This window comes from Vibrio salilacus (assembly GCF_002811245.1).
In the GTDB taxonomy this organism is placed as follows: Bacteria; Pseudomonadota; Gammaproteobacteria; order Enterobacterales; family Vibrionaceae; genus Vibrio; species Vibrio salilacus.
In genome coordinates this window covers 1-19,092 of record NZ_NIVQ01000036.1, presented here as the reverse complement: position 1 = coordinate 19,092, position 19,092 = coordinate 1, and the positions used below count along the sequence as shown (strand labels likewise).

Annotated in this window: 16 protein-coding genes and 1 tRNA gene; 7 read left to right on the top strand and 10 right to left on the bottom strand. The window is 46.3% G+C overall.

The features are described from left to right. Positions 1-152 precede the first annotated feature (152 nt). Positions 153-243: transfer RNA gene (locus CDZ87_RS15635), tRNA-Ser, on the top strand. A 203-nt stretch (positions 244-446) separates the two neighbouring features. Here CDZ87_RS15635 and add read toward each other — a convergent pair. From add to glnA, 5 genes are all read right to left on the bottom strand, one after another. Next, positions 447-1,451, bottom strand: a complete 1,005-nt coding sequence (gene add, locus CDZ87_RS15630) for an adenosine deaminase (RefSeq protein ID WP_100754357.1) — start codon at positions 1,449-1,451, stop codon at positions 447-449. 422 nt (positions 1,452-1,873) lie between these two features. Further along, complete coding sequence (glnG, locus tag CDZ87_RS15625) at positions 1,874-3,277, bottom strand: nitrogen regulation protein NR(I) (RefSeq protein WP_100754356.1); 1,404 nt, start codon at positions 3,275-3,277, stop codon at positions 1,874-1,876. Between the two features lie 26 nt (positions 3,278-3,303). Then, complete coding sequence (gene glnL, locus CDZ87_RS15620; protein ID WP_100754355.1) at positions 3,304-4,356, bottom strand: nitrogen regulation protein NR(II); 1,053 nt, start codon at positions 4,354-4,356, stop codon at positions 3,304-3,306. A gap of 124 nt (positions 4,357-4,480) precedes the next feature. After that, entirely contained in the window at positions 4,481-5,005 is a 525-nt protein-coding gene (locus CDZ87_RS15615; RefSeq protein ID WP_100754354.1) for a DUF4124 domain-containing protein, read from the bottom strand. A 133-nt stretch (positions 5,006-5,138) separates the two neighbouring features. Then, entirely contained in the window at positions 5,139-6,548 is a 1,410-nt protein-coding gene (glnA, locus tag CDZ87_RS15610; RefSeq protein WP_100754353.1) for a glutamate--ammonia ligase, read from the bottom strand. A 475-nt stretch (positions 6,549-7,023) separates the two neighbouring features. Here glnA and typA point away from each other — a divergent pair, with 475 nt between their 5' ends. Beyond that, a complete protein-coding gene (gene typA, locus CDZ87_RS15605) occupies positions 7,024-8,856 on the top strand; it encodes a translational GTPase TypA (protein WP_100754352.1) in 1,833 nt (610 codons plus the stop codon). Positions 8,857-8,922: 66 nt separating this feature from the next. On the opposite strand, the gene CDZ87_RS15600 is transcribed toward typA, so the two are convergent. Beyond that, positions 8,923-9,564 (bottom strand): DUF2959 domain-containing protein, encoded by a 642-nt coding sequence (locus tag CDZ87_RS15600; RefSeq protein ID WP_100754351.1) that lies wholly within the window; start codon positions 9,562-9,564, stop codon positions 8,923-8,925. A 35-nt stretch (positions 9,565-9,599) separates the two neighbouring features. On the opposite strand from CDZ87_RS15600, the gene CDZ87_RS15595 reads away from it, so the two are divergent. Genes CDZ87_RS15595 through CDZ87_RS15585 form a run of 3 tightly spaced genes read left to right on the top strand, consistent with a single transcriptional unit; the run spans position 9,600 to position 11,936 of the window. Beyond that, complete coding sequence (locus CDZ87_RS15595; protein ID WP_422641435.1) at positions 9,600-10,544, top strand: virulence factor BrkB family protein; 945 nt, start codon at positions 9,600-9,602, stop codon at positions 10,542-10,544. Further along, positions 10,516-10,950 carry a D-aminoacyl-tRNA deacylase gene (dtd, locus tag CDZ87_RS15590; RefSeq protein WP_100754350.1) on the top strand — a complete coding sequence of 145 codons (435 nt, stop codon included), beginning with the start codon at positions 10,516-10,518 and terminating at the stop codon, positions 10,948-10,950. The genes CDZ87_RS15595 and dtd overlap by 29 nt, the downstream gene beginning before the upstream one ends. A gap of 56 nt (positions 10,951-11,006) precedes the next feature. Continuing rightward, the gene (locus CDZ87_RS15585) at positions 11,007-11,936 is read left to right on the top strand and encodes a bifunctional GNAT family N-acetyltransferase/hotdog fold thioesterase (protein WP_100754349.1); all 930 of its coding nucleotides are present in this window, start codon (positions 11,007-11,009) and stop codon (positions 11,934-11,936) included. Here CDZ87_RS15585 and CDZ87_RS15580 read toward each other — a convergent pair. From CDZ87_RS15580 to hslR, 4 genes are all read right to left on the bottom strand, one after another. Continuing rightward, positions 11,933-13,840 carry an AsmA family protein gene (locus CDZ87_RS15580; protein WP_100754348.1) on the bottom strand — a complete coding sequence of 636 codons (1,908 nt, stop codon included), beginning with the start codon at positions 13,838-13,840 and terminating at the stop codon, positions 11,933-11,935. The genes CDZ87_RS15585 and CDZ87_RS15580 overlap by 4 nt on opposite strands. Positions 13,841-13,953: 113 nt before the next feature. Then, the gene (gene pckA, locus CDZ87_RS15575) at positions 13,954-15,585 is read right to left on the bottom strand and encodes a phosphoenolpyruvate carboxykinase (ATP) (protein WP_100754347.1); all 1,632 of its coding nucleotides are present in this window, start codon (positions 15,583-15,585) and stop codon (positions 13,954-13,956) included. 337 nt (positions 15,586-15,922) lie between these two features. Beyond that, positions 15,923-16,798, bottom strand: coding sequence for an Hsp33 family molecular chaperone HslO (gene hslO, locus CDZ87_RS15570; RefSeq protein ID WP_100754346.1), 876 nt, complete (start codon positions 16,796-16,798; stop codon positions 15,923-15,925). A 28-nt stretch (positions 16,799-16,826) separates the two neighbouring features. Further along, positions 16,827-17,213 (bottom strand): ribosome-associated heat shock protein Hsp15, encoded by a 387-nt coding sequence (gene hslR, locus CDZ87_RS15565; RefSeq protein WP_100754345.1) that lies wholly within the window; start codon positions 17,211-17,213, stop codon positions 16,827-16,829. A gap of 249 nt (positions 17,214-17,462) precedes the next feature. Between hslR and gspC the strand changes: the two genes are divergently transcribed. Together gspC and CDZ87_RS15555 are read left to right on the top strand one after the other, a co-directional pair. Further along, complete coding sequence (gene gspC / locus CDZ87_RS15560; RefSeq protein WP_245834741.1) at positions 17,463-18,344, top strand: type II secretion system protein GspC; 882 nt, start codon at positions 17,463-17,465, stop codon at positions 18,342-18,344. A 42-nt stretch (positions 18,345-18,386) separates the two neighbouring features. Then, the coding region (locus CDZ87_RS15555) for a secretin N-terminal domain-containing protein (RefSeq protein ID WP_281251978.1) at positions 18,387-19,092 on the top strand (706 nt) is incomplete at its 3' end.

The following is a 19,092-nucleotide window of genomic DNA, read 5'->3' as shown; positions in this document are numbered from 1 at the left end:
GATGGTAGTGTGGGGTCTCCCCATGTGAGAGTAGGACATCGCCAGGCTTTAATTTTATTTTCACTTTTTCAAAAGTGAAGACGAAAGATAACGTTACACGTACAGACGCGTAACCACATCATCAGTGTACTAATCTGTTGATGACAATTTGTGGAGAGATGGCTGAGTGGTTGAAAGCACCGGTCTTGAAAACCGGCATACGTTAATAGCGTATCTAGGGTTCAAATCCCTATCTCTCCGCCACTATCAAAAAGCCCGTTGCTAATGCAACGGGCTTTTTTGTATGAGAATAAATATAGCGATCAATGTCGGTATAATCAATGAAGCTTTGATTTGCTAGATAGTATTGTATTAACCAACTCCATACTTGCTTATAGGGTTAAGCTCTGGTGAGATAAAAAAACCGGCACACAAAGCCGGTTTACATTTCAATGTGGACAAAAGAGCTAAACGCGGTTCGCTACTTTATCTTTCAGTGCTTGTTTTTCTAAATCAGAAAGAAATGAAAGCTCAAGGCCATTGATCTGCGCCTGACGGATTTGCTCTTGAGATAAGCCTGCTTGCGGCGCTGCAACTTCATATTCATACGGTAGCTCGATACCTTCCACCGCAGGGTCGTCAGTATTTAAACAAGCGAGAACGCCGTGCTCAAGGAATTGCTTAAGAGGGTGGCTCGTCAGTGACGCTACTGTGCTGGTTTGGAAGTTTGAGGTTAAGCATGACTCGATACCGATGCGGTGCTCTGCAAGGTAATCCATCAGTTTCGGATCATGAACCGCTTTGACGCCATGACCGATACGTGTCGCTCCAAGCTCTTGGATCGCTTGCCACATGCTCTGTGCACCAGCTGCCTCACCTGCGTGAACCGTGACCTTAAGACCTGCATCTTGTACTTGTTTGAAGTGCTTAACGAAGCGTTCACCGGGTTGACCGAGTTCATCACCTGCTAAGTCTACGGCCACGATTTTATCTTTCTGAGTGAGGATCGCATCCAACTCTTGTTGGCAAGCGTCAGTGCCAAACGTGCGGCTCATAATACCAATTAGGTTTGCCTTGATACCGAAATCACGTACACCCGCTTGCACACCATCGACAACAGCTTCAACCACGCCAGCAACAGGTAGCTTGTGCCTCATCGCCATGTAGTAAGGTGAGAAGCGCAGCTCTGCGTAATCGATTTGTGCATTGAGTGCATCTTCGACGTTCTCGTAAGCGACCCGACGACAGGACTCAAGATCACCAAGAACCGCGACTCCCCAATCAAGCTTAGAAAGAAATGCAACCAACGACGGTTCAGCTTCGACGATTTGAACGTGCGGAGTTAGAGATTCAACATCATAAGCTGGTAATGCCACCCCAAATTTTTGGCCTAACTCTAAAATAGTCTGGGTACGGATGTTGCCATCAAGGTGGCGGTGTAAGTCTGTCAGTGGAAGGTTCTTAGTTATCATTATCGTCATTCCAGTTAAATCGATTTTGCTAAGTATAAGAATCAATGAGGCCAGTGTCAGTATAATAAGCGCAGAAAGCCATCCATAAGCGTTGGTTTTATTTCATGTTAACCAAATTTGTTGGTCATCGACTATATCAATGGTTGCATTGGTTTTGCTCTGTTGAGAGCGCAAGAAAGTATTAAACGTATCCACTTTTATATCCATAACTCCCCCCTGGCATGCTTGCTCGTAAAATACAGGTGTTATTTGCGTCTTCACTGGCATCTTTTCTTCAATTACGCCAAGAGAGTGTATTTGTATACTCTAATAAAAATCAGCGAGTGTGCTGAGATGTTTTCTGATTTAAACTTCATCCTTAAATAACTTTTCTTTGTTCACTTAAGTAAAGCAGGCTCTATTTTGCGCCTGATAATCAGTGGTTAGTAGAGCTCTTTGAGCTTACGAGTGAGTGTATTGCGCCCCCATCCGAGCACCTTGGCAGCGTCTTGTTTGTGACCATTGGTATGCTCTAAAGCTGCTTCGAGCAGAATGCGTTCAAATTCAGGCAGTGCATAAGCCAGTAATTCAGTGTCGCCTTGTGACAGAGCAGCTCTTGCCCAGCCTGAGAGTTGTTGTTGCCATGAACCGTTCACGGACGCGTCATTGTGTTTTTTCTCTTCGAGTAACTCGGTCGGTAAATCACTTGGCAGAACTTCGGTCCCGCTTGCCATGACCGTTAACCAACGACAAATATTTTCGAGCTGGCGAACGTTACCCGGCCAGTTGAGTCGGTTTAGTGTCTCGATTGTGCTTGGATGCAGTGTCTTCACGTCAACACTAAGTTCTTCAGCGGCGAGGGCTAGGAAGTGCAGGGTTAACTTTTTAATGTCTTGTTTACGCTCGCGCAGTGCTGGTATTTGGATGCGTATGACATTCAGGCGGTGGAACAAATCTTCACGAAATTTGCTTTTATGAACCAATGTTTCAAGGTTTTGGTGCGTTGCAGCCACGATACGGACGTCAACTTTAATCGGAGAGTGTCCACCAACGCGATAAAACTGACCATCGGCGAGAACCCGCAGTAAGCGCGTTTGAATATCAAGGGGCATGTCACCAATTTCATCGAGGAACAGTGTCCCGCCATTTGCTTGCTCAAAGCGTCCTTGGCGCACGCTGTTGGCTCCAGTAAACGCGCCTTTTTCATGACCGAATAGTTCTGATTCGATCAAATCTTTTGGGATCGCTGCCATATTGAGGGCGATAAAAGGGTTACTCGCGCGCGGGCTGTGACGATGCAGTGCGTGTGCGACGAGTTCTTTACCTGTCCCTGATTCACCATTGATCAGTACCGAAATAGACGAGCGAGATAAACGCCCTATGGCGCGAAATACCTCTTGCATCGCGGGTGCTTCACCAATGATTTCTGGTGGAGTGTAATTATCATCGACAAGGGATGCTTGCTCTTGTTTTTGTTCATGACGATGGGTGATGGCTCGCTCAACTAGGGTTAAGGTTTCATCAACATCGAAAGGTTTGGGTAAATACTCAAAGGCTCCTTTTTGATAAGCATTAACCGCGGCATCGAGATCGGAGTGAGCGGTCATAATGATCACCGGTAAATCTGGAGAACGCTGGTGAACCTGCTTGAGCAGTTCGATACCATCAATGCCCGGCATGCGAATATCAGAGACCAGTACATCAGGCGTTTCTCGTTCTAGTGCCATTAAGACACTTTCCGCATCAGCGAAGGTTTCACATTTTATGTTGGCCGATGATAAGGTTTTTTCTATCACCCAACGGATCGAGCTGTCGTCATCGACGACCCAAACGTATCCTTTACTCATAGTCTACTTTCCTTACAGCAATGCCACTAACTTTGAATTGGCAAATAAATAGTAAATGTTGTTCGACCAGGCCAGCTTTCTACGTCTATTTTGCCTTGATGTTGGTCGATAAGGTTTTGCGCAATCGATAGTCCTAGCCCGGTTCCGCCTTCTCGGCCACTGACCATAGGGTAGAACAGGGTGTCTTGTAGATCGGTAGGAATGCCCGGGCCGTTATCGATAATCTCAATGCGCGCTGCGAGTTTGCAGCGTTGGCCATGAATATTAGCCTGATGCACCGTTCTGGTGCGAATTGTAATTTGTCCGTCGTCTTGGTTTTTGAGTATTTGCCCTGCGTTGCTGACTATGTTGAGCAGTGCTTGCTCTATTTGATCAGCGTCCATCACGATGTCTGGCAAGCTCGGATCGTAGTCTCGCTCGATCTGCACGCTTTGGTTGGCTTCGAGATCGACCAGTTGGCGTATTTTTTCTAAGATGAGGTGTAAGTTGGCTGGCTTTTTTTTGCCCGGTTTTTGCGGGCCAAGTAAGCGGTCAACCAAGGCGCGTAGGCGATCAGCTTGTTCAATAATTATTTGAGTGTACTCGGCTAAGCTGGCGTCAGGTAAGGCTCTTTCGAGCAGTTGCGCGGCGCCCCGCAGTCCGCCTAGCGGGTTCTTGATTTCATGAGCCAAGCCTCGGACTAACAGTTTCGCCGCTTGCTGCTGAGCATATTGGTTGAGTTCTTGCGACAGTCGACGCTGCTGGCCTATCTTGCGCATTTCGATCAGTAGCATTAACTCTTTATTCCAAGAGATAGGGCTGACTGTCACTTCAAGCATTAAAGGTTTGCCATCGACCACAAACGTCACATCGCTATCTGTAATGCTTTGACCACTTTGAAGCGGCTGAGACAAAAGCGCTAAATCCATCGAAGCATGCTGAATAAGGTGAGAGAGTGGATGATCAATAATGCGCTTGGCACTTTGCGAGAACAATTGCTCGGCAGAGGGGTTAGCATAACGAACTTGCAGCGCTTCGTTCATGATTAAAATCGCGGTGACTTGGTGATTTACAATAATGTCGTTGAGTTCGCTATCCACTGCTTTACCCTTTCCTTAAACCTGAATCGTGCAACGCACCAAAATGGTGCGTGGGAAAACTCAAGTATGGCGCATTGAATCGGATAACTGAAGGGAAATAGTCGCAGAGCGTAGTCTGAGCTGTTTATTTCACCGTATTGGCAGTTACTCGCAATAAATGCACCGTAATAGGTTGTGATAATGCAATAAGCTTGCCGTGTTGAAACGCTTGTACCTCTAATTTATGGGTTCCACGAGAAACATTGTTCAAGTGCCAGTGGGAAGCGGTTTGAGGTTGATTAATTGGTTGATTATTCATCATAAGTTGCAGCTTTTCATCAAGTTTAAGGGAGCGGTTTAATGCAACCATTATACTAAGTTGGCCAGAGTTGCTGCGGATAGTTTGTTCTTGAGTCGGCGCCTTAATCGTGATGGTTAATTTGCTAGATTCGTGTTGTGATGCGATAGGTGAAGGGCGCAGTGGATTGGGTAAAGCTTGCGTCGACACCTGTGGGGGATCAGGACGATGGATGCGACGTTGGCTGAGTGGTGTCGGCTGGTCGCTAAAATGTTCGACCCCTTGTTCATCGGTCCAATGGTAAATTGTCTTAGCTAAAATCTGAGCGGGAAAGAGGCTAAGGCAGAGCAGTAAAATAAACAGATTGCGCATTGGTTATCTCCAATCTTCGCCTTTAAGCTCCTATATTAACGCCAGTTCTATGTACTCTAAAATACAAAAGGCTCGCCTGAGAGGCGAGCCTTAAATTTATGCAACACAGTTGTGGACTGCGTAGGAGTATCGATTATACCGAGTAGTATAGTTCGAACTCTAGCGGGTGAGTTGCCATGTTCACGCGTTGTACATCGTCAGATTTCAGAGCGATGTAAGAATCGATAAAGTCGTCAGAGAATACGCCACCAGCGGTCAGGAATTCACGGTCTTCGTTAAGCGCAGCTAGAGCTTGTTGCAGTGATTCTGCAACTGTTGGGATTTCAGCTGCTTCTTCTGCAGGAAGGTCGTATAGATCTTTATCCATCGCTTCGCCAGGGTGGATCTTGTTCTTGATACCGTCAAGGCCAGCCATAAGCATTGCTGAGTAGCATAGGTATGGGTTAGCGGCTGGGTCACCAAAACGTAGCTCGATACGACGTGCTTTCGGGCTTGGTACTACTGGGATACGGATAGAAGCAGAACGGTTACGTGCTGAGTAAGCAAGCATTACCGGTGCTTCGAAGCCAGGTACAAGACGCTTGTACGAGTTCGTTGATGGGTTAGCAAATGCGTTGATTGCGCGAGCGTGCTTGATTACACCACCGATGTAGTACAGTGCCAGTTCAGATAGGCCGCCGTACTTGTCACCAGCAAACAGGTTTACACCGTCTTTTGCTAGAGATTGGTGAACGTGCATGCCGCTGCCGTTGTCACCAACGAGTGGCTTAGGCATGAATGTCGCTGTTTTACCAAACGCGTGCGCAACGTTGTGTACCACGTACTTGTAGATTTGAGTTTCATCCGCTTTTGCTGTTAGCGTGTTGAAGCGAGTAGCGATTTCGTTTTGACCCGCAGTGGCTACTTCGTGGTGGTGAGCTTCAACAACTAGGCCCATCTCTTCCATGACTAGACACATTGCTGAACGGATGTCTTGAGATGAATCTACAGGAGCTACTGGGAAGTAACCGCCTTTCACGCCAGGACGGTGACCTTTGTTACCACCTTCGTACTCAGAGCCAGTATTCCAAGCTGCTTCTACGTCATCAATCTTGAAGAAAGAACCAGACATATCGTTTGAGAACTTAACGTCGTCAAATAGGAAGAATTCTGGCTCAGGGCCAACTAAAACTGTGTCTGCGATACCAGTAGAGCGTAGGTATTCTTCAGAACGTTTAGCGATAGAGCGAGGGTCACGATCGTAGCCTTGCATCGTGGCAGGCTCAAGAATGTCACAACGTACGTTTAGTGTTGCATCTTCTGTGAATGGGTCAAGAACAGCTGATGATGCGTCTGGCATCATCACCATGTCTGATTCGTTGATGCCTTTCCAGCCAGCAACAGAAGAACCATCGAACATCTTACCTTCTTCGAAGAAGTCTGCGTCAACTTGGTGTGAAGGTATAGAGATATGCTGCTCTTTACCTTTAGTATCAGTAAAGCGTAGGTCAACAAACTTAACTTCGTTTTCTTGGATCAGCGATAGAACGTTTTCTACTGACATGTTGGATAACCTCCAGTGTTGTTAAATCGGTATTTAGCGTGATTTGCAATAAACCCAGCATTGATTAATTTCATTTCAAACTTATTAATCGATGCTAATTTTATTAAAGCTAAAACCATGCCAAAAAAATTAATCCATTAATTTCAATAAATTAGCGGGCTTGGTGACAAGGTGGTGCAAGTTATTGCACCAAAATGATCTTGTATTGCACTAATGTTGTGCGTTGGTGATATATTGCACCAAGATAAACAAAATCATCAGCCATTCAGCCCAGATTTAACGCTTATGTCAATGGGGATTTGCCTACACTTAGCTTACTATTGTCTTCAATCAAAAAATATCTGCTAATATTGAGCGAATCAGATCACATATTTCTAGGTTTTTCGCTAGAATCTGGTACATTATGGCCGTTTTTTTAATCAAATAGGTTTGCTGAAATTTTCGGCGGGCTGCTTATATCGAGTGAATCAAATCCATGGCTACTCCACAGATTGATAAATTAAGAAATATCGCGATCATCGCGCACGTTGACCACGGTAAAACTACACTGGTTGATAAACTACTGCAACAATCAGGTACTTTAGAGTCTCGCGGCGAAGCTGAAGAGCGAGTCATGGACTCAAACGACATTGAAAAAGAGCGTGGCATTACTATTCTTGCTAAGAATACCGCGATCAACTGGCATGATTACCGTATCAATATCGTCGACACGCCGGGACACGCGGACTTCGGTGGTGAAGTTGAACGTATCATGTCGATGGTTGACTCTGTACTACTTATCGTTGATGCCGTTGACGGCCCAATGCCGCAAACTCGTTTTGTAACACAAAAAGCGTTTGCGCACGGTCTTAAACCAATCGTTGTAATCAACAAGATCGACCGCCCAGGTGCTCGTCCTGATTGGGTTATGGACCAAGTGTTTGACCTATTCGACAACCTAGGTGCTACTGACGAACAGCTAGACTTTAAAGTCGTTTACGCATCAGCACTTAACGGTTGGGCAACGCTTGAAGAAGATCAAACAGGCGAAAACATGGAACCGCTGTTCCAAGCCGTCGTTGATACCGTTGAAGCGCCAAACGTTGACCGCGAAGGTCCACTGCAGATGCAAATTTCTCAGCTAGACTACAGCTCTTACGTTGGTGTTATCGGTGTTGCACGTGTAACTCGTGGTAGCGTGAAATCAAACCAACAAGTTACCGTTGTGAGTGCTGATGGTAAGAAGCGTAACGGCAAAGTCGGTACGGTTCTTGGTTACCTAGGTCTTGAGCGTCATGAAGTTGAGCAAGCTAACGCGGGTGATATTGTCGCCATTACCGGTCTTGGCGAGCTAAAAATTTCAGATACTATCTGTGATCAAAACCACATTGAAGCCATGACGCCGCTGTCTGTTGACGAACCAACCGTAACCATGACTTTCCAGGTCAACACTTCACCGTTCGCCGGTAAAGAAGGTAAGTTCGTTACGTCACGTAACATTCTTGAGCGTCTAGAGAAAGAATTGGTACACAACGTAGCGCTGCGCGTTGAAGAAACCGATAACCCAGACCGTTTCCGCGTATCAGGTCGTGGTGAACTTCACCTGTCTATCTTGATCGAGAACATGCGTCGTGAAGGCTTCGAGCTAGCAGTGTCTCGTCCTGAAGTTATCATCAAAGAAGAAAACGGTCAGAAGATGGAACCGTTTGAAACGGTAACGATCGATGTTCTTGAAGAGCACCAAGGCGGTATCATGGAAAACATCGGCTTACGTAAAGGTGAGCTGACTGACATGGCACCTGACGGTAAAGGTCGTGTACGTATGGACTTCATGATGCCTTCACGTGGTCTGATTGGCTTCCAAACTGAGTTCATGACACTGACTTCAGGTTCAGGTCTTCTTTACCATACGTTTGATCACTACGGCCCACACAAAGGCGGTAATATCGGTCAACGTAACAACGGCGTATTGATTTCAAACGCAACAGGTAAAGCACTGACTTACGCCTTGTTTAACCTACAAGAGCGCGGTCGTCTGTTTGCAGAGCACGCGGATGAAGTCTATGAAGGCCAGGTTGTTGGTATCCATAACCGCTCAAACGACTTAACGGTTAACTGTCTTAAAGGTAAGCAGCTAACCAACGTTCGTGCCTCTGGTACCGATGAAGCTCAAGTTCTGACTCCTGCTATCAAGTACACACTTGAGCAAGCGCTAGAGTTCATTGATGATGATGAGCTAGTAGAAGTGACTCCAGAAAGCATTCGTATCCGTAAGCGATTCTTGAGCGAGAACGAACGTAAACGTGCAAGCCGTCCTGCGAAAGCTTAATTAGCTACGGGCAATTACCAATAATAAAAAGGGTGAGAAGTTAACTTCTCACCCTTTTTTAATGCCTTATTTTTGACTCAGTTTTTGCAAGAATTTATCGGACTCTGCAATGGCGGCGTTCATTTGCTTAATTGCATACTGAATGTCTTGTTCTAGGCTTGAAAATTCGCCCTGCAGTGAGCCTATCGCGCTGGCATTAAGGTTATGCTTTAAATACAGGGTATTATCACGCAGCGTGTTCAATACTGGCGTCATTTTGTTTTCTGCGCGTTTCATGGCATTGAGCATGGTCGTGTAAGAGGTCTTAGTTTCGCGTAGTTTCTGTTCACTAGAGCGACGCAGTTTGCTGCTGGTGTAGAGTTCAAGTTCGTCTTGCCACTCAGTGAACAGCGCGCCAGAGACATCTTCAATGGCTGCAATTCGGTCTCGTACATCTTGCGCAGCGTTCTCGCTGTCTTGGTATTTTTCACTGATCTGGTTGTAAACGGTTTCCAGTTCACCACCGTCAAAGTTGGTCAAAGCTGACAGCGCCTCAAGTGCACTGGAAAACTCTTGTTGCGCGTCCTGTTGTGACTGTTTGGCGTCTTCAACGCGATCCACCATGATGTCACGTTTGTGATAGCCTACTTGTTCCATTGCAGAGTAATAGGCAGACTGGCACCCCGTTAAGGTGAAAATCGACAATACAATAGCCAGTAAGTGCGGCATGATGGGATCCTTTCCTTTAGAATTAGATTGTTAGGATGACTGAGTTGTTAGGGAGTTACAAGTTGAAAATCGAACCCTTGATCACGCAAGTGGTGTTGTTTACCCGTTATCTTTTCACACGAATGAAATATGACAGAGTGAATGTTAATGCCGGTTATCTGGCTTACATTACTTTGTTGTCCATTGTCCCTATGCTGACGGTATTGTTGTCGGTGTTGTCGTCGTTCGAGGTGTTTGATAACGCAGGTGACGCGTTGCAAAACTTTGTTATTACCCATTTTGTCCCTGCGGCTGGCGATGTGGTTCAAAAGGCACTTCTCGAATTTGTCGGTAATACGGGCAAAATGAGTGCGGTCGGGGGCGGCTTTTTGTTTGTTGCAGCATTAATGCTGATCTCCAATATCGACAAGAATCTCAACTATATTTGGCGAGTAGATAAAAAGCGCCGAGCGGTGTTCTCATTTTCGATGTATTGGATGGTGCTGACTTTAGGGCCGATTCTAGTCGGTGCCAGTATTGCAGGAACGTCGTATGTCACTTCACTCAACATTATCGATAACGAAGCGATTTCAGGTGTCTATAATCAACTGTTACGCTGGTTGCCATTTTGGCTGTCATTCTTTGCTTTTGTCGGCCTCTATCTATTGGTACCAAATAAGAAGGTGCGTTTTTCACATGCAGCATTAGGTGCTATTGTGGCGGCGCTGCTGTTCGAAGCAAGTAAGAAAGGCTTTGCGGTTTACATCACTCAATTTCCATCTTACCAGTTGATTTATGGCGCTTTAGCGGCGATTCCAATCTTATTTGTTTGGGTCTATTTATGTTGGCTTATTGTGTTGGTAGGGGCGGAAGTGACCGCCACACTCGGTGAAAGAGAGCGCTGGAGCGAGAGGCCAGAAATGGTAAACTCACCCTCAATCATTAATCGATTATTGGCAAAAGGAAAACGCAGTGATAGCACTGATTCAGAGAGTGAGTGAAGCGGCCGTCCACGTAGAGGGTGAAGTGGTCGGACAAATCGAGCAAGGTTTACTAGTGCTACTCGGTGTTGAAAAAGACGATGACGAGGCGAAAGCCAAACGCTTAATGGAGCGCGTTACCACTTATCGCGTATTTGGCGATGAACACGATAAAATGAACCTCAACGTAAAACAGGTCGAGGGCAAAGTGCTGGTGGTTTCGCAGTTTACATTACCGGCCGATACCAAAAAAGGTACTCGCGCAGGCTTTTCTCGCGGAGCACACCCGGCGGATGCTGAACGGTTATATGACTATTTTGCAGATCAGTGCGCACAGGCGTTACCGACCGAACGTGGTCGTTTCGCGGCGGATATGAAGGTGTCGTTGGTCAATGATGGCCCGGTGACTTTCTGGTTGCAGGTATGATGAAAGGCAATGGATTTGACGTTAAGTATCATGCCAAAAATTAAAAAAGGACTTTTATGTTTAAACTGATCACGCCGAAAACAGACAATCAACTCAATAAATATTATCACTTCCGTTGGCAGATGCTGAGGGAGCCTTGGCAAATGCCGATTGGATCTGAGCGTGATGAGTATGACCCGATGAGCTATCATCGCATGATCGTTGATGGCCGCGGGCGACCAATCGCGATAGGTCGCTTGTATATTACCTCTGATAGTGAAGGTCAGATCCGTTTTATGGCGGTAAAAAACAACCGTCGTAGCAAGGGGATGGGGTCTTTGGTGTTGGTGGCTCTAGAGTCTCTGGCGCGCCAAGAAGGCGCCAAACGTCTGGTGTGTAATGCTCGTGAAGATGCCATTTCATTTTACGAGAAAAACGGCTTTGAGCGTCGTGGTGAATTAGACGACGGACGCGGACCGATGCGCCACCAACAAATGGTCAAGCAGCTTGATCCGATGGCAAACGTATTGCGTAAACCCGAATGGTGCACCGAGCTACAAGAGCGCTGGGAGAATCAAATCCCGATCAGTGACAAGATGGGCATTAAGATCAACCAATACACAGGTTATCAATTTGAGTGCTGTGCGCAACTCAATCCCAACCTCAATCCGCATAATACTCTGTTTGCCGGATCGGCTTTTACATTGGCGACCTTAACGGGGTGGGGCATGACTTGGCTGTTGATGAAAGAGCGCAATTTAACTGGCGACATTGTCTTAGCGGATAGCCGAATTCGTTATCGTCATCCAGTGACATCAACCCCGGTAGCGTCGACTTCTCTTGATGGCATTAGTGGCGATTTAGACCGCTTAGCCGCGGGACGTAAAGCGCGTATCGTGATTCATGTCACCATACACAGCGGCGATTTACCGGCGGTCGAGTTCATCGGTACCTACATGTTAATCCCAGATTACAAAGCGGTGATTGACAGCGATGCTAAGTCTTAATCGGCGTTCTGCGGTACTGCCTTGTTCGTATCACCGCAGGTGGCGTTAATTACATTGGTTTTACTAAGAATATCTGACCAAAACTCAAGGCAGCGCTGCTGACTTTGTATCAACAAACTCGCATATTGGGGCTTGGTCAGATCAACCTGTCCCGCTAATTGAGTTTGGTTATTATCACCTGTGATGGTGATTCTTCCTCGATCGGCGTTCAGTTGGATATTGTCAATATCAAACCCCTGCTGGAATTGTTGTTCGCCATCGGCGCTGTTGGCGATGATCTCAGCCTGGCGTAAGCTCGCTGACATTCGCCCAGAGAAACTGTGCGCTAACATTGAGTAGTCACCAGAAAGTCCTGATAACTGCGCGTCGAGCTCGGCGAGTCCTGATAGCTCAAACGGTAACGCTTGTTGGCTGAAATAGTGCTTAAGCGGTAGGCCGTCGGCATGCAAAGTCAACTGCCAAGGTGCGCTAGGCGTTGTTCTATCCACTTGACCATTGGCTTCGATATAGCCTTGTTCAAGAGGAATGAATGCGCGTTGTATCACTAACTTACCTTGGTTGGCACTGGCGTTCATTTTAGCTTGAGTGGTGATTAAACGGTCGATATTGGCCGCACTGACACTGATCATCAGATCCCCCTGCCAAAGCCCGAGTCTTCCCTGCTCAATTAAACGCAGTTCACGGCCCTCAATACCCAGACCTGACACTTGCCAAAAAGGTGCACTCTCAACTTGAATCATTTGGCTGTTGGCAATGTCGAGTTCGTCTATCGTCAGGCTATTTATTGGCATCATAAAAGCGCGGATATCGGCGAGTAACGGTTGGGTCTCTTCTAGCCACTTGACGCCGCCAATTTTGAGCTGTTGTAGCGCAATGTTATGTTCGGAGACTGCTCCTTGCAGCTGAACTCTACCCTGTTTGAAATCAGCATCGAATTCATCAATCGACAGGGTGCGCTGCGCAAGACCGAGCTTGGCGCGTGTCGAGAGTAACACAAAGCGCTTATTGCTTATGCTGTCAGCGTCAAATGACGCGTAGCCTGAAGATTGTTGCCACAACGCTTGAGTGGGTGAAATGTTTTCTAACGACGCGTTGAGGTTCTCAAAGCGCCACTGATGGTAGCTAAACGAGCTGTTAAGTATGTCTAGACTGTTGATATGATGAATCGGTAGCGATAGATTGCCTAAGGTTGTCAGCAGCTTCTCCAGCGATGTTGATGAGGGGAGCATCAGTTTGTCGATAGTGACATTGACCAAAGACCATCCTTTGGTATATTGCTCCGCTTGGCCAGAAAATTCGCCGCCACGCCAATTAAATGAGGCGCCAAATAAGGTACTTTGCTGCGCTTGATAGCGCATATCGACCAGCAGGTTGTTGAGCGCTTCACCTTGCATATAAAATTGATCGGCAGACAGCTGAATGTCAGCGAAAGGAACCGACTGAGTGTCGTTGATCCAGTGCGGTTGCTCGATTTGCACATTGACGCCACGGGCGGACCATTTAGGCGCACTAATATCGACGTATTGCAATGCCAATTGATGGAGCTTAATTGATTTGAATAGCGGGTTGCCGAGCTGTTCTAGGTCAAGAGTTGCCCCCTCAACGAGGATTGAATCAAACGAGAGTTTTCCCTGTTGCCAGGGCATTTGGCTTAGCCAAAGTGTGAGTTTAGGGATTTGTAGGTTGTGGTCACCTTCGCTTAGCTCGACGTTTGCTAAGGTTAACTGCAATGGTGGTGTGTAGTGAACTTGTGAGGTTGTGATGGTGTAGGCAGTCAATTGATTGACCGCAGTCGAAACGATTTGGGGGGCATAACGACTTTGTATTAGACCGTACAATGAGGCTAACGACAAAACAACGGCCGACACGACCAAGATAACCAGCCACCACAGTGCTTTTTTCACCTTCACTCCCTGAACGAACCGAACCACGTTACTAGCTTGGAATACTTTTGCCTTTCAAGCAACAAAAAGCCCCTCACAAGAGGGGCTTAGCTAAACAAATGGTGCAGACGTCACTAATCTAGCTGAGGTCCTGCGCTGATCAAGGCTTTGCCTTCATCATTATCGGTATACTTCTCAAAGTTGTTGATAAAGCGTCCCGCAAGATCTTTAGCTTTGCTTTCCCACTGCAGTGGATCAACATACGTGTCACGAGGGTCGAGAATCGTTGGGTCGACATCGTGAAGTGCAACAGGAACTTCCAAGTTAAAAATAGGGATGTGCTTGGTTTCGGCATGTTCGATAGAACCATCAAGAATCGCATCAATGATCGCACGCGTATCTTGGATAGAGATACGTTTACCGCTGCCATTCCAACCAGTATTAACCAAGTAAGCTTGAGCACCCGCTTGCTCCATTCGTTTCACCAATACTTCAGCGTATTTAGTTGGATGAAGTGTTAGGAAAGCGGCCCCAAAACATGCTGAGAAAGTTGGTGTTGGCTCTGTGATGCCACGTTCAGTACCTGCCAGTTTAGCGGTAAAGCCTGACAAGAAGTGGTACTTAGTTTGCTCGGGCGTCAGTTTGGAAACCGGAGGTAAAACGCCGAAAGCATCAGCAGAAAGGAAGATCACCTTGTTGGCGTGGCCACCTTTTGACACAGGCTTAACGATATTTTCGATATGCTCGATTGGGTAAGAAACGCGGGTATTCTCGGTTTTCGAACCATCGTCGAAGTCAATCGAGCCGTCAGAACGTACGGTCACGTTCTCTAGAAGAGCATCACGACGAATCGCATTGTAGATGTCTGGTTCTGCTTCTTTCGACAGTTTGATGGTTTTTGCGTAACAGCCACCTTCAAAGTTGAACACACCATCATCGTCCCAACCGTGTTCGTCATCGCCGATAAGAGCGCGTTTAGGGTCAGTGGATAGTGTGGTTTTACCAGTGCCAGACAGACCAAAGAAAATCGCAACTTCGCCGTTTTCTTTACACATATTGGCACTACAGTGCATAGACGCGATGCCTTTGAGTGGCAAGAAGTAGTTCATCATCGCGAACATACCTTTCTTCATCTCGCCGCCGTACCAAGTACCGCCGATCAGCTGGGTGCGCTCAGTGAGGTTGAATACCGTGAAGTTTTCAGAGTTCAGACCATGCTCTTTCCACTTCTGGTTGGTACATTTCGCACCGTTCATCACCACGAAATCTGGTTCGAATGTCGCAAGCTCTTCTTCACTTGGACGGATAAACATGTTTTTAACGAAGTGCGCTTGCCATGCCACCTCAGTAATGACACGAATACTCAAGCGAGTATCTGGGTTCGCACCACAGTAACCATCGATAACAAACACGCGTTTGCCTGAAAGTTGGTTAGTGACCAACTCTTTCAGATCGTTCCACACGGCTTGAGTGATCGGTTTGTTATCATTTTTTACTGTCTCTGAAGTCCACCACATGTGTTCTTCAGTGGTGGCATCTTTAACAATGTATTTATCTTTTGGTGAGCGGCCGGTAAAGATTCCAGTATCAACAGCGACTGCGCCTAGCTCGGTGACGACACCTCTTTCATAGCCTTCGAGATCCGCGCGAGTCTCTTCTTCGAACAACACTTCGTAGCTTGGGTTGCGTAGAACCTCTTTTACGTTATGAAGTCCATGTTGGGTAAGATCAATTGTTGCAGCCTTTGTATGTTCCATAACGGTCATAGGTGCTCCTTGTAGGAATATTTTGTAGGGATTTTGTAATAATTTTTTTAATTTTATCTGCTCACCATGCTAGCAATGGGCTTTGAAGAAAACAGGGATATAGCTCAAAATTTATCCGTAATTTCCACTGGTGTTTAAGCGACACATCACATATTGGTGCCATTAGTTTATCGTGCGCGCAAAGCTTTGCGCTAGAGCAAAGTTATTAATAATTGATTAAAATTAATAGGTTAGTTTATTACGAGAAAAGTGAGGTTTATCGAGGGATTGGTCACAAAAAGGCCCGCATGTGCGGACCTTTTGATTGGTAAATTACAGGCTTGGTGTGCCGTAAAAATTAATGCAGCTTTTTATGTTCAGAATCAGCGTGATCAAACAGTTGCAAGACTTCGGTCTTGTTGAACGAATAATCCGTACCGCAGTAATCACAATGTAAAGAAATTGAACCCACTTCGGCTAAGATGTCATCTACCTCAGAGCGATCGATGGTGATGATCGCAGCGCCACTGCGCTCACGTGAACAACCACAATGGAACTCAACGGGTTGGGGATCAAACAGGCGAACTTGCTCTTGGTTATAAAGGCGGTAAAGCAACTCATTGGCTTCAAGACTAAACAGTTCTTCATCTTTTACCGTATTGGTCAGCTGTTCTAGATGCTCGAAATCTTCAGGTGTACCAGTACCATCAGGCATGACCTGAATCAGCATTCCTGCCGCATGCGCTTGACCATCGTGTTCACCGCTACGTAGCCATAAGCGAGTTTTAAGCTGTTCAGAGTTGGCGAAGTAGCCTTCGAGAATGTCTGATAAACTGTCGCCTTCTAGTCCTACGATACCTTGGTAGCGTTCGCCTTTCTTCGGGTCGATGGTGATGACCAAGTAACCTTTACCCATCATGTCATGAATGGTCGCGTCATCGGCGATATCGCCTTCGTAACGAGCAACACCGCGTACCTTTTGATCGTTGTCACCGTTAATCACGACCAATGACACCGGGCCATCACCTTGCAGTTGCATGGTAATTGAACCTTCAAACTTAAGTGTTGCAGTCAGAAGTGTGGTGGAAACTAATAGCTCACCAAGCAGCTTTTTAAGCGGCGCTGGGTATTCCTTGCTAGAAATCATACGTTGGTAAGCTTGATCCAGTTGTACCAATTCACCACGAACTGAAAGGTCTTCAAATAAGTAGCGATTCAAAACATTGCTTGCCATGTGGCGGGTCCTCGTTAATTTTCCAGCTTTATTGATGCTTAAATTTCAAGATGTCGCGACGCTGTTTTTTGTCAGGGCGACGCTCTGGGCTTGGGTTGTGCGCATGAAGCTTACGGCGTATCGCGTTTTCTTCTCGTTTACTCACGCTGTCGGCTGTTTCTGAGTATAATGTTTGGGCTTCTGGTGCCCCGCGTCGCTGATCTGAGATCTGTTCAATCACGACAGTTTTCTCTTCATTGCCTTGTCTTAGTGTGATCTGAGCACCCAATTCGACCACCTTACTCGGTTTACTGCGTTGGCCATTATAATGAACTTTTCCGCCATCGACCATATTTCGAGCAATGGAGCGCGTTCTGTAAAAACGGGCGGCCCACAGCCATTTGTCGAGTCTCACTGTTTCAGTTTGGGAGCCCATGGTGATTTGCCCTCTAAGGTATTGGTGCTTATAGTGCTTAGTTGGTGTAACAATGGTGACGTATGTGGCATTTTTCAAGCGAAATGGTAAAAATTATGCTGTGTTAAAGTGACGTGTAGCGGTTTAATGTATAGGTTGTTTCATGGTTTACTACAATCTTTGCTTTCCATTTTATACGGACAAAAGTAGCAAGCTTTGAACGATGAAAAATGAAGATCATGTAGAGAAATCAATCAATAAGGAATGTAAGTGAAACAACGTAGCGTCAATGCACTATACCAATTTGGTGAAGCGTTTAAGGATGTGGGAGTTCAACAGCGAGTGAGCTATGCCGTCATGCTACTCTTATTGGCGATGTGTGCATGGATTGCAGGTCAGATGATTTGGCAGCCGTGGAGTCAACCAGTGATTTCGTCATGGCAACCTGCCAAAGTGACGTTAGTTGGCAATCAGTCATCGCGGCTTGATATTTCTCAACTGCTTAACAGTAATATTTTTGGTCAATATCAGAACTCGGTTCCGGTTATTAAGCAACCTAAGGTACAAGATGCGCCAAAAAGTCGCCTTAACGTGGTATTGGTTGGCATAGTCACTAGTACTGAAGCGAATAAAAACTTAGCGGTGATAGCCAACCGAGGTCAACAAGCGACCTATGGCTTAGATGAAGTGATTGAAGGCACCAGAGCTAAGCTGATACAAGTGCAAACGGATCGAGTTATTATTGATAACTCGGGGCGCAATGAAACCATTATGCTAGAAGGGCTTAAGTACAGTAGGCCAACAGCGCCAGTGGCCCAACCAATAACTCACCGTCAAATTTCGACCGATACATTAGAGCAGATCCAAGAGGAAATTCGCCAAGACCCGAAACAAATCTTCCAGTATGTGCGCATGTCGCAAATCAAGCAGGATGAAACGGTTGTGGGCTATCGCCTTACACCAGGAAAAGACCAAGCGTTGTTTGAATCGGTGGGTTTGATCTCTGGAGATATTGCTTTGTCGATCAATGGATTAGATTTGACCAATTCCGGCGTGATGGGGGAGATTTTCCAGAGCTTATCTGAGCTAACGGAGTTAACATTGACGGTTGAGCGTGATGGCCAACCACACGAAATATATATTGAATTATAAGACAACTGTGTTAAGAGGCAGTTGGATCCTAGGAGTTAAGAAGTGAACCATTGGCTTAAGAAAAGCGCATGGCTTTTAACGGCAAGCTTGCTGAGCTCACCAATCACGGTGATGGCAAATGAATACAGCGCTAGTTTTAAAGGCACCGACATTCAAGAGTTTATTAACATTGTTGGCCGAAACTTAGAAAAGACCGTGATCGTTGACCCCTCGGTACGTGGCAAAGTTGATGTACGCAGCTATGACATGTTGAGTGAAGAGCAATACTACAGTTTCTTTCTCAACGTACTCGAAGTCTATGGTTTCGCCGTGGTGGAAATGGACAATGGCGTGTTAAAGGTGATTAAGTCCAAAGACGCAAAAACGTCAGCGATTCCTGTGGTTGGCGATGGAAACATCAATGGCGATGAAGTTGTGACTCGTGTGGTCGCTGTGCGCAACGTGTCGGTGCGTGAGCTTTCACCTCTGTTGCGTCAACTTAATGACAATGCTGGCGCTGGTAACGTGGTTCACTATGACCCAGCCAACATTATCCTTATTACCGGTCGCGCTGCCGTGGTCAATCGCTTAGCCGACATCATTAAGCGAGTAGACCAAGCAGGCGATAAAGAAATTGAGGTGGTTGAGCTAAATAATGCCTCCGCCGCTGAAATGGTGCGCATTGTTGAGGCGTTGAATAAAACCAATGACGCCAAAAACACGCCGGCCTTTTTACAACCTCAATTGGTCGCCGATGATCGAACCAACT

What these genes read in the sequence shown, in the direction of transcription:
- add (WP_100754357.1), bottom strand. Translation starts at nt 1,451, where the DNA reads ATGATAACTAAGAACCTTCCACTGACAGACTTACACCGCCACCTTGAT.
- glnG (WP_100754356.1), bottom strand. Translation starts at nt 3,277, where the DNA reads ATGAGTAAAGGATACGTTTGGGTCGTCGATGACGACAGCTCGATCCGT.
- CDZ87_RS15615 (WP_100754354.1), bottom strand. Translation starts at nt 5,005, where the DNA reads ATGCGCAATCTGTTTATTTTACTGCTCTGCCTTAGCCTCTTTCCCGCT.
- glnA (WP_100754353.1), bottom strand. Translation starts at nt 6,548, where the DNA reads ATGTCAGTAGAAAACGTTCTATCGCTGATCCAAGAAAACGAAGTTAAG.
- typA (WP_100754352.1), top strand. Translation starts at nt 7,024, where the DNA reads ATGGCTACTCCACAGATTGATAAATTAAGAAATATCGCGATCATCGCG.
- CDZ87_RS15600 (WP_100754351.1), bottom strand. Translation starts at nt 9,564, where the DNA reads ATGCCGCACTTACTGGCTATTGTATTGTCGATTTTCACCTTAACGGGG.
- CDZ87_RS15595 (WP_422641435.1), top strand. Translation starts at nt 9,600, where the DNA reads ATGACTGAGTTGTTAGGGAGTTACAAGTTGAAAATCGAACCCTTGATC.
- CDZ87_RS15585 (WP_100754349.1), top strand. Translation starts at nt 11,007, where the DNA reads ATGTTTAAACTGATCACGCCGAAAACAGACAATCAACTCAATAAATAT.
- pckA (WP_100754347.1), bottom strand. Translation starts at nt 15,585, where the DNA reads ATGACCGTTATGGAACATACAAAGGCTGCAACAATTGATCTTACCCAA.
- hslO (WP_100754346.1), bottom strand. Translation starts at nt 16,798, where the DNA reads ATGGCAAGCAATGTTTTGAATCGCTACTTATTTGAAGACCTTTCAGTT.
- hslR (WP_100754345.1), bottom strand. Translation starts at nt 17,213, where the DNA reads ATGGGCTCCCAAACTGAAACAGTGAGACTCGACAAATGGCTGTGGGCC.